Here is a 9,915-nt window from a genome sequence, read left to right on the forward strand (position 1 = left end):
CCGCGTGCTGCCCGGCGATCCGGCAGCCTATTTCGCGGGCCCTGCGGCGACCCCTCAGGCGATCGAGGAGATCCGCAAATCGCTCGGACTCGACAAGTCGCTGCCCGAACAATTCGTCCGCTATGTCACCGAACTGAGCCAGGGCGATTTCGGCAAGTCGCTCACGTCGGGCCAGTCAGTGCGGAACGATATCGCGTCTCGCCTTCCGGCGTCGGCGGAACTGACGCTGGCTGGTCTCATCATATCGATGCTCATCGCGGTGCCGCTGGGAATAGCCGCCGCGGTGAAGCAGGGGTCGTTCATCGACCATGCCTGCCGCATGGTCGCAACCGCAGGCGTTTCGCTGCCGGTGTTCTTCACCGGCCTGCTGCTGGTTTACTTCTTCTATTACATACTCGGCTGGTCACCGGCGCCGCTTGGGCGGCTCGACGTTTTCTATTCGGCCCCGCCGCATGTCACCGGCTTCTATCTGATCGACAGCCTGATCGCGGGCGAATTCGAAACCTTCCGTGCGGCGGTGTCGCAACTGATCCTCCCGGCGGCGACACTTGCCATCTTCTCGCTCGCGCCGATCACGCGCATGACGCGGGCCTCGATGCTTTCGGTGCTGTCATCGGATTTCGTGCGAACCGCGCGCGCCAATGGGCTGACGCCGCGAACAGTCATCATCACTTACGCGTTCCGCAATGCCATGCTGCCGGTGATCACCACACTCGGCATGGTGTTCTCCTTCCTGCTCGGCGCCAATGTGCTGGTCGAGAAGGTTTTCGCCTGGCCCGGCATCGGCTCCTACGCCATCGAGGCGCTGATCGCGTCGGATTTCGCGCCGGTGCAGGGCTTCGTGCTGGTGATGGCGATCATGTACGTGCTGCTCAACCTGATGATCGATCTTCTGTATGGCGTGATCGATCCGCGCGTGAGGCTCGAAGGATGAACCAGCGTCCCGATCTCGACTCCGCACATATCGCCGCGACCGACGCACCACTCGCCACGGCGGCCGTTGCTGCCGCTGCAGCGAGCGCAGGCTCAGGCTTTGTGGCGACGCTGCCAGCGCCGCCGAAACAGACCTCGGTGTTCGCGCATGCCCGCTACGTGATCTCGGAAAATCCGGTCACGGGGCTCGCGTTCGGCCTATTCCTGCTGATCTCGATCTGCGCGATCTTCGGCCCGTGGATTGCGCCCTATGATCCGCTGGCCAGCAACACGATGTCAGCCTTGCAGGCGCCATCCGCCAAACACTGGTTCGGAACCGACCAGCTTGGCCGCGACATCCTGAGCCGTGTGATCGTTGCCGCGCGGCTCGACATGTTCATCGCCGTGGCGTCCGTCGCGCTGGTGTTCGTGCTTGGCGGCCTGTCCGGCACCGCCGCAGGCTTCTTCGGAGGCTGGACCGACCGTATCGTCGGGCGCATTGCCGACACCATCATGGCGTTTCCGCTGTTCGTGCTCGCCATGGGCATCGTTGCTGCGCTCGGTAACACGGTGACCAACATTGTGATCGCGACCGCGATCATCAACTTCCCGCTGTACGCGCGCGTTGCCCGCGCCGAAGCCAATGTCCGGCGCGAGGCCGGTTTCGTGCAGGCCGCGCGCCTGTCCGGCAACGGCGAATTCCGCATTTTGCTGACTCAGATCCTACCGAACATCATGCCAATCATGGTGGTGCAGATGTCGCTGACGATGGGCTACGCCATTCTTAACGCGGCCGGCCTGTCCTTCATCGGTCTCGGTGTGCGTCCGCCGACCCCGGAATGGGGGATCATGGTCGCGGAGGGCGCAGGCTTCATCGTGTCGGGTGAATGGTGGATCGCGTTCTTTCCCGGGGCCGCGCTGATGCTTGCGGTGTTCTGTTTCAACCTGCTCGGCGACGGCCTGCGCGACATCGTCGATCCGCAACGCCGGACCTGAGGTGCACGCCATGACAGCAGCGACACTCCTCGACGTTCAGGACCTCACGGTCGAATTCATGACCCGCCGCGGCGTCGTGAAGGCGGTGCAGCATGTCAACGTGAGCGTCGCCAAGGGCGAGACCGTCGGCATCGTCGGCGAGTCCGGTTCCGGAAAATCGGTGACGTCCTATGCCGTCATGCGCATCCTCGATCGCGCCGGCAAGATCGCCGACGGCGCCATTACTTTTTCAGGCATCGACGTGCGCGACGCGCCGGAAAAGGAAATGCGCGACCTGCGCGGCCGTGAGATGTCGATGATCTTCCAGAGCCCGCGCACGGCGCTCAATCCGATCCGCAAGGTCGGCGACCAGATCGGCGACGTTCTTCTGCAGCATGTGCAGGCGCAGCCATCCGACGTGAAGGAAAAGGCGATCGAGGCGTTGAAGAAGGTCCGCATCGCGCGGCCGGAAGAGCGCTATCATGCCTATCCGTTCGAACTTTCCGGCGGCATGTGCCAGCGCGTGGTGATCGCGCTGGCGCTGGCCTGCCAGCCGCAACTCCTGATCGCCGACGAGCCGACCACGGGCCTCGACGTCACGACGCAGAAGGCGGTGATGGACCTCGTGGTCGAACTGACGCGCGAACGGGGCATGTCGACCATCCTCATTACCCACGATCTCGGTCTTGCCGCGGCCTATTGCGACAAGGTGGTGGTGATGGAGAAGGGCAAGGTGGTCGAAACCGCCGCGTCTTCCACGATCTTCAGGTCGCCGCAGCATGCCTATACCCGCAAGCTGATGCGCGCGACGCCTCGGCTCAGCGTCTCGCTGCGCGATCTCCTGCCCGAGGATATGGCGGCGCCGCCGCTGCCCGCTCCCGATCCGGCGGAGGAGAAGCTTGAGGACAGGTCGCCGCTCCTCGTCGTTTCCAATCTCGTGAAGGAATATCCGCGGCAGGGCGCGGCCGGCTCGCTTGCGAGCTTCTTCCGCAAGAAGAATGAGTTGCCGCAGGCCGAGGTCTTCAAGGCCGTGGACGGTATCTCGTTCGAGATCAAGCGCGGCGAGAGCGTGGGACTTGTTGGCGAATCCGGATGCGGCAAGTCGACCACCTCGATGATGGTGATGCGTCTGCTCGATCCGACCTCCGGCATGGTGACGTTCGACGGGGAGGACATCGGCGCCATTCCGGCCAGAGAGTTCGCGAAATCCGCGATGCGCAAGCGCATTCAGATGGTGTTTCAGGATCCGACCGAGTCGCTCAATCCGCGGTTCACCGCAGAGCGTGCGATCGCCGATCCGATCCTGCGCATGAGCGACATTCGCGGCCGCGACGCGGTGCGTGCGCGTTGCGAGGAACTGGCGAAGCAGGTCGGGCTGCCGGTCGAATTGCTCGACCGCTTTCCTCATCAGCTGTCGGGGGGCCAGAAGGCGCGTGTCGGCATCGCGCGCGCCATTGCGCTGTCGCCTGAGCTTGTTATCCTCGACGAGCCGACCGCTGCGCTCGACGTGTCGGTTCAGGCGGTGGTGCTCAATTTGCTCGAGGACCTGAAATACAAGCTCGGCATGAGTTACCTGTTCGTGTCGCACGATCTCAACGTCGTGCGGCTGCTCTGCGACCGCGTGATCGTGATGCGCGTCGGGAAGATCGTGGAGGAAGGCAGTGCGGAGCAGGTGATGGACGCTCCTAAGACGGACTATACGAAGGAACTGCTGGCCGCCATTCCGCATCCGCCGGTGTGAGCCAGCCTTCCACCATGTTTGCGAGCCTCCCGATGAGTGACGACATCGAAGACATAACCGACGCCTGGATCAAGTCATCGGCATCCATGCTGGGGCTGTCGATCGACGCCGCTTGGCTGCCGTCGATCCGCGCCAACGTGGAGGTGACGTTTCGACTGGCGAAGCTGGTCGATGAATTTCCGTTGCCCGACGAGGCCGAACCCGCGCCGGTGTTCGGGGCCTGATCATGGCAGGTTTCGACTTTGCTAAAGGCCATGAGATCGCGGCGGCAGTCGCGGGCGGCGCGGTCAGCGCACGCACGGTGGTGGAAGACGCGCTATCGACCATTCGCAGCCGCGATCAGGCGCTGAATGCTTTCACAGATGTGACCGCGGATCGTGCGCTGGCGAAGGCCGATGCGATCGATTCAGACCGTGCAGCCGGCAAGCCGGTTGGGCCGCTGGCTGGCGTGCCGTTCGCCGTCAAGAACCTCTTCGATGTGCAGGGCCTCCGGACCCGCGCCGGATCGAAGATCAATCGCGAGCGGCCACCCAGCCAGCACGATTCTCCCCTGATCCAGAAGATGGAGGCGGCTGGAGCCGTCCTCGTCGGTGCGCTCAACATGGGCGAGTATGCCTATGACTTCACCGGCGAGAATGTGCACGACGGCGCCTCGCGCAATCCGCACGACGTGACGCGGATGTCCGGCGGTTCCTCGGGCGGATCGGGCTCTGCCGTCGGAGGCGGGCTTGTGCCGCTGGCGCTCGGCTCCGACACCAACGGTTCGATCCGCGTGCCGTCGTCGTTCTGTGGAATCTTCGGGCTGAAGCCGACATATGGCCGGCTGTCGCGCGCGCGCAGCTTTCCGTTCGTGGTGAGCTTCGATCATCTCGGCCCGTTCGCGCGCTGCACGCGCGATCTCGCGCTGTCTTACGATGCGATGCAGGGATTCGACCCCGAGGATGCAGGCAGCGCGAACCGCGCGGCCGAACCCTCGCTGCCGCAGCTCGCGCGCGGTATCGACGGACTTCGCATCGCCGTCGCGGGCGGATATTTCCGCAAGGGCGCGTTTCCCGAAGCGCTGCAGGCGACCTTGCATGTGTGCAAGGCGCTCGGCGTATCGCGCGAGATCGAATTGCCGGAAGCGGAACGCGCGCGTGCGGCGGGCTATGTCATTACGACGAGCGAAGGCGCTACCCTGCATCTCGACCGGTTGCGTCAGCGCGCGCCGGATTTCGATCCGGCGACGCGCGACCGCCTGATCGCAGGCGCCATGATCCCGGCCTCGCTGGTGATGAAGGCGCAGAAATTCCGCCGCTGGTATCGCGAGCAGGTGCTGACCTTGTTCAACGATGTCGACGTCATTCTCGCTCCCGCGACGCCGTGCACGGCGCCCGCGATTGGGCAGCAGACATTTCTACTGGATGACGTGGAAATGCCGGTCCGGCCCAATATCGGAATCTACACCCAGCCGATTTCGTTCATCGGCCTGCCTGTGGTCGCCGTGCCGGTTCCGCTCAAGCCAATGCCGATCGGCGTGCAGGTCATCGCGGCACCCTGGAGGGAGGACATCGCGCTGCGCGTGGCGCAGCATCTGGAGGACATGGGAGCGGTTGTGGCACCGCGGCCGCCTTTGAGTTAAGCGTTGTTCAAGGTGCGCGGTTGGCGCGCGCCTTGCAATGACGCCCAGAAACGTGGGAGCGAAACTGGAATGTCTCTGGAAATTAATCTGCCGGACGTTGTCGCCGAGGTGACGGCAGCATTCGAGAAATACGAGGACGCGCTCGTCAACAACAAGGTGGACGTGCTCGACGCGCTGTTCCGTGACGCTCCGCAGACGGTCCGCTATGGCGCGACCGAAAACCTTTACGGCTACGAGGAGATCAAGGCGTTCCGCTCGGCGCGATCGCCGGTGGCGCTCGGTCGCACCTTGTCGAAAACCGTCATCACCACCTACGGACGCGACTTCGCGGTCGCCTCGACGCTCTATGAGCGACCGTCCGCGCCTGGCCGCATTGGCCGGCAGATGCAGACCTGGGTGCGCTTTCCGGAAGGCTGGCGCGTCGTTGCCGCGCATGTGAGTCTCATGGAGCAGCCGAAACAGGGCTGATGCGATGAACCTCTACGCCCGCGAAATCCGCGTTTCCGATTCAGGCCGCCGCACGCTTGCGGAAGAATTGCGGCTGCAGATCGCGGACGAGATCGTGCGAGGTGTGCTGCCGCCGGGTACGACGCTCGACGAGACCGAGCTCGCGTCGCGCTTCGGTGTATCGCGCACCCCGGTTCGCGAAGCGATCCGGCAGCTTGCCGCGAGCGGACTCGTCGATGCGCGCGCACACCGTGCCGCCGTGGTCGCGCGTCCGAGCGAGGATCGCCTCGTCGGCATGTTCGAGGCTATGGGTGAGATCGAAGGCTTGTGCGCCGGGCTTGCGGCGGAACGCATGACACCGGCCGAACGCGTTCATCTCGAAGCTGTGCACGAGCAATTGCGTCTTCTGATCCAGGCTGCCGATCCGCAGCGTCATCACGAGATCAACGAGGCGTTCCACGGCGCAATCTATTCCGGCGCTCATAATGGCTATCTCGCGGAGGTCGCGATTGCGACGCGCTCGCGCGTTCAGCCGTTCCGCCGCGCACAGTTTCGCAATCTCGGCCGTCTGTCGAAGTCCTATGTCGAGCATGACAAGGTGGTGGTCGCGATCCTGCGCGGCCAGCGCGCGGCTGCCACGGACGCGATGCGCGCGCATATCCTCACCGTGCGTGAGGAATATGAGGCATATGTGCAGTCGTTGTGAACGCGGTGCGCGGTCTTAGCGGCGCTGTTCTACGAACGCCCGCCAGCCGCCGAAATCCGAAATATCGCGCGCGCCTTCGACCGCAATCGGCTCGACCAGAAAGCCGTGGATCTGTCGGCCATCCGCAAGTCGGAGCGTTCCGATCGAGAGCGGGGAGGGAACGCCGGCGACGAAACGGCCGAAGCCATCTGCGCTTAGTGCCCAGACTTCCAGCGCGATTGCAGCGCCCTGACCCTGCGCCACGCGCAGCATGCCGGGCTTTGGTGGCGTGGTATTGGCGAGAGCATAGAGCCGGTAATCCGCGGCTGTCTGCGTCTCCTCGACGAAGCGCGCATTGAGCGCGCGCAATTCCCCGTTGAGCGGCATCCCGGAAAGATGTGCGCCAACCACGGCGATCAGGATTTCACCCGGCTTTGCCACCGGTGCAAGCGGCGCCAGCACCGGCTGCTTCACGCCAAGCGCGCCGAGCGGCAATTCGGTCTGCGCGTGCAGCACGCGGCCGAGGCTTGCCAGCGCGGCATCGCGGCCGCTGCGGGCCAGGAAGGTCGCGCCATAGGGCGTGCCGTCGCTTGCGAACGAGACCGGCACCGCGAGTCCGCACAGGTCGAGCAGGTTCACGAAATTCGTGTAGGTGCCGAGATTGCTGTTGAGCGTGATCGGATCGGCTTCGAGCTGCGCTTTGGTATAGGCGGCCGGCACCGTCGGGACCATCAGCACGTCGAAGCCCGAGAAGATTTCGAGCGCGGTGCGCTTCAGCGCGGCCAGACGGTAGAACGACCGGAAGGTATCAGCGGCAGAGATCTTTGCGCCGCCCGCGATGATCTCGCGCGTGACCGGATGGATTTTGTCGGGGTACTTCTCGATGAACGCGCCGACCGCGGCGTAGCGCTCCGCGACCCACGGACCCTCGTACAACAGCCGTGCGGTTTCCAGCAGCGGCGAGACGTCGATCTCCTTGATCGTCGCGCCCATGTTGCGCAGAAGCGCGATCGCCGTGCGGAAGGATTGTTCACTGTTCGTGTCGCCGAAGAACAGGCGCCCGTTGTCGTCCGGCACCGCGACGACCATCGATGGCGGCGCGGCGCCGAGCGTGCCGACGGGGATCACCCGCGAATAGGGATCGCTCGCATCCGGGATCGCCATCGCCTGGAGAGCGGTGAACGCATCGTCCACCGTCAGCGCGAAGATCGAAACGCAATCGAGCGACCGGCAGGCCGGAACGACGCCGGTCGTGGATACGAGGCCAACACTCGGCTTCAGCCCAACGATGTTGTTGAGCCCGGCGGGGACGCGCCCCGAACCCGCGGTGTCGGTACCGAGCGCGATCGGCACAAGGCCGGCCGCGACCGCTGCCGCCGATCCGGAACTCGATCCGCCGGAGATGAGGTCTGCGCGAAACGGATTGCGCGGAGCGCCATAGGGCGAGCGCACGCCGACAAGGCCGGTCGCGAACTGATCGAGATTGGTCTTGCCGATCACGATCGCGCCGGCGCGGCGCAAGCGCGTCACCGCGGTCGCGTCGGCACCGGCCATGTAGGCAAAGGCCGGACAGGCGGCGGTGGTCGGCAAGCCTGCGACGTCGATATTGTCCTTGATCGCGACCGGCACGCCGTAGAGCGGCTTGCCCTCGGGTCCCGCATTCATCAGGTCGCGTGCTTCGGCCAGGGCTTCGGGCTCGTCGCGTAACGTGATGAAGATTGCCGGATCGTCGTAAGCGCGGATGCGCTCGTATGTGCGCCGGACGGTGTCTTCAGGAGTGGCCGCGCCAGAGCGATGGGCCGCAACGATGTCGCTGACAGTCTCGCTCATCGGATGTGGCTTGGGCGGCGCGGGCCGGAACTGATCATTGCGGGGAAGGCCGGAGCGAGAGGGATGGTGAAAGACATAGCCGGTAGCCAGCAAGAATTGGACCGTAAATCCGGTACGCAACTGACCGGCGTTTCCGGACCGCATCGCGGCCGATAGACGATACAGGCGTATTGACTTACGGTACAGCGACAAAGCCGGCCGCATTCAGAACGGCCGCCGACACGGGAGGATTGGGATGCTCGTTCGGGCAGTGATGTCGCTCGCATTGGCCGTGGTGCCGCTATTGGGCACGTTGGGGCAAACGCAGGCACAGGCGCAGACTTGGCCGGACCGGCCGATCCGCTTTGTGGTGACCCAGGCGCCCGGGGGGACCCCTGACATCATCGCCCGGCTGATCGGTGAAAAATTCGGCAAGGCGCTCGGTCAGCAGGTGGTGGTCGAAAACAGGCCCGGCGCCGGCAACGTGATCGGCGCTCAGGCGGTCGCGCGCTCCGCGCCGGACGGCTACACCTTCCTGTTCGCGACCGCGGCCGCGCTCGTCACCAATCCGCATACCTTCAAGACGCTGCCCTATGACGCGGAGAAGGATTTCACGCCGGTCGGCACCATCGCGCGCGTGCCGTTCTTTGTGATGACGCATCCAAGCGTCGCGGCGAAGACGCTGCCCGAGCTGATCGCACTGGAAAAGGCGAAGCCGGGGAGCCTGTCGGTCGCGACCGATGGACAGCGCAATTTCTCCGGCATGCTCACGGCATGGCTCAGCAAGCTCGGTGGGGTGAACCTCACGCAGGTGCCGTATACCGCGATGCCGCAGGGCATTCAGGATGCGGTCGCCGGGCGCGTGCAGGTGGTGATGCTGGCGGTGCCGTCCGCCGCGCCGTTCATGTCGCGCGATCAGTTGCGGGCGCTCGCGACCAGTTCTGAAGCGAAGGTGCCCGGCTTCGACCAAGTCACGCCGATCGCGCAGGCCTATCCCGGCTTCGATTTCATCGGCTGGTTCGCGCTGGTGGCCCCGGCCGGAACGCCCGCCGACATCGTGCAGAAGGCGAACCGGGCTCTCGACGGCGTGCTGAAGGATCCCGAGGTGATGGAGCGCATGCAGAAGGTTGGCTTCTATTCGGACGGCGCCGGCACGCCGAAATCCACCGCCGAATACATCCGCGCGCAATATGAGGCGTGGGGCAAGGTGGTGAAGGAAATCGGGCTGGAAAAGGAGTGAACAGCGGTCGTTGCGGCGGCTGATCCCTCTCCCGCTTGCGGCAGAGGGAACTGTTATCGTGTCAGCAGCCGCTCCGCATTGCCTGCAAGCACCAATTGCTGCGCCGCTTCATCCATCGCTGCGCAATTGCGCACGAATTGCGTGGGAGTCGTGTCTCCCACCGGATAGTCCGAGCCCATCACGATGCGCTCTGCGCCGACGATACGCACGAGCTCGGTGAGCGTCTCCGGATCATAGACGCAGGTGTCGTAATGCAGCATGCGCAGATACTCGATCGGCGGCTTGCTCATGTTCGCGCGCGTCGCCGGCTTCTCGACATAGTTGCGCACGATGCGTCCGAGATAGAACGGCATATAGCCGCCGCCATGCGAGACCACGATCCTGAGCGTCGGATACGCGTCGAGAATGCCCTCGTAGAACAGTGAGGCGATTGCCATCGCCTCCTCGAAGGACTGGCCGATGGAATTCCAGAGCTGCCACTTGTG

At 64.5% G+C, this 9,915-nt stretch carries 10 protein-coding genes; 8 read left to right on the plus strand and 2 right to left on the minus strand.

What is annotated here, in order from left to right:
* From VNZ93_RS05630 to VNZ93_RS05660, 7 genes are all read left to right on the plus strand, one after another.
* A partial coding sequence (locus VNZ93_RS05630) for an ABC transporter permease (RefSeq protein ID WP_325701279.1) occupies window positions 1-934 on the plus strand: 934 nt, incomplete at its 5' end.
* Window positions 931-1,908, plus strand: a complete 978-nt coding sequence (locus VNZ93_RS05635) for an ABC transporter permease (protein ID WP_325701281.1) — start codon at window positions 931-933, stop codon at window positions 1,906-1,908. The genes VNZ93_RS05630 and VNZ93_RS05635, both read left to right, overlap by 4 nt.
* Window positions 1,909-1,918: 10 nt before the next feature.
* Window positions 1,919-3,628 (plus strand): ABC transporter ATP-binding protein, encoded by a 1,710-nt coding sequence (locus VNZ93_RS05640; RefSeq protein WP_325701284.1) that lies wholly within the window; start codon window positions 1,919-1,921, stop codon window positions 3,626-3,628.
* Window positions 3,629-3,660: 32 nt separating this feature from the next.
* Window positions 3,661-3,852 (plus strand): DUF4089 domain-containing protein, encoded by a 192-nt coding sequence (locus tag VNZ93_RS05645; RefSeq protein WP_325701288.1) that lies wholly within the window; start codon window positions 3,661-3,663, stop codon window positions 3,850-3,852.
* 2 nt (window positions 3,853-3,854) lie between these two features.
* A complete protein-coding gene (locus tag VNZ93_RS05650; protein ID WP_325701291.1) occupies window positions 3,855-5,249 on the plus strand; it encodes an AtzE family amidohydrolase in 1,395 nt (464 codons plus the stop codon).
* Between the two features lie 75 nt (window positions 5,250-5,324).
* On the plus strand, window positions 5,325-5,717 hold the full coding sequence (gene hpxZ, locus VNZ93_RS05655) for an oxalurate catabolism protein HpxZ (protein WP_325701305.1): 393 nt from the start codon (window positions 5,325-5,327) through the stop codon (window positions 5,715-5,717).
* 4 nt (window positions 5,718-5,721) lie between these two features.
* Window positions 5,722-6,402, plus strand: a complete 681-nt coding sequence (locus VNZ93_RS05660; protein WP_325701294.1) for a GntR family transcriptional regulator — start codon at window positions 5,722-5,724, stop codon at window positions 6,400-6,402.
* Between the two features lie 15 nt (window positions 6,403-6,417).
* Here the strand turns inward: VNZ93_RS05660 and atzF are convergent, their stop codons facing one another.
* On the minus strand, window positions 6,418-8,211 hold the full coding sequence (gene atzF / locus VNZ93_RS05665) for an allophanate hydrolase (RefSeq protein ID WP_325701297.1): 1,794 nt from the start codon (window positions 8,209-8,211) through the stop codon (window positions 6,418-6,420).
* 235 nt (window positions 8,212-8,446) lie between these two features.
* On the opposite strand from atzF, the gene VNZ93_RS05670 reads away from it, so the two are divergent.
* A complete protein-coding gene (locus VNZ93_RS05670) occupies window positions 8,447-9,430 on the plus strand; it encodes a Bug family tripartite tricarboxylate transporter substrate binding protein (RefSeq protein WP_325701299.1) in 984 nt (327 codons plus the stop codon).
* Between the two features lie 53 nt (window positions 9,431-9,483).
* On the opposite strand, the gene VNZ93_RS05675 is transcribed toward VNZ93_RS05670, so the two are convergent.
* Window positions 9,484-9,915: amidohydrolase family protein (locus tag VNZ93_RS05675; protein ID WP_325701302.1), on the minus strand; the 432-nt coding region annotated here is incomplete at its 5' end.

It is taken from the genome of Pseudorhodoplanes sp. (genome assembly GCF_035565795.1).
Classification (GTDB): domain Bacteria; phylum Pseudomonadota; class Alphaproteobacteria; order Rhizobiales; family Xanthobacteraceae; genus Pseudorhodoplanes.

Coding starts and splice junctions, on each gene's coding strand:
- VNZ93_RS05635 (WP_325701281.1), top strand. CDS start 931: ATGAACCAGCGTCCCGATCTCGACTCCGCACATATCGCCGCGACCGAC.
- VNZ93_RS05640 (WP_325701284.1), top strand. CDS start 1,919: ATGACAGCAGCGACACTCCTCGACGTTCAGGACCTCACGGTCGAATTC.
- VNZ93_RS05645 (WP_325701288.1), top strand. CDS start 3,661: ATGAGTGACGACATCGAAGACATAACCGACGCCTGGATCAAGTCATCG.
- VNZ93_RS05650 (WP_325701291.1), top strand. CDS start 3,855: ATGGCAGGTTTCGACTTTGCTAAAGGCCATGAGATCGCGGCGGCAGTC.
- VNZ93_RS05660 (WP_325701294.1), top strand. CDS start 5,722: ATGAACCTCTACGCCCGCGAAATCCGCGTTTCCGATTCAGGCCGCCGC.
- atzF (WP_325701297.1), bottom strand. CDS start 8,211: ATGAGCGAGACTGTCAGCGACATCGTTGCGGCCCATCGCTCTGGCGCG.
- VNZ93_RS05670 (WP_325701299.1), top strand. CDS start 8,447: ATGCTCGTTCGGGCAGTGATGTCGCTCGCATTGGCCGTGGTGCCGCTA.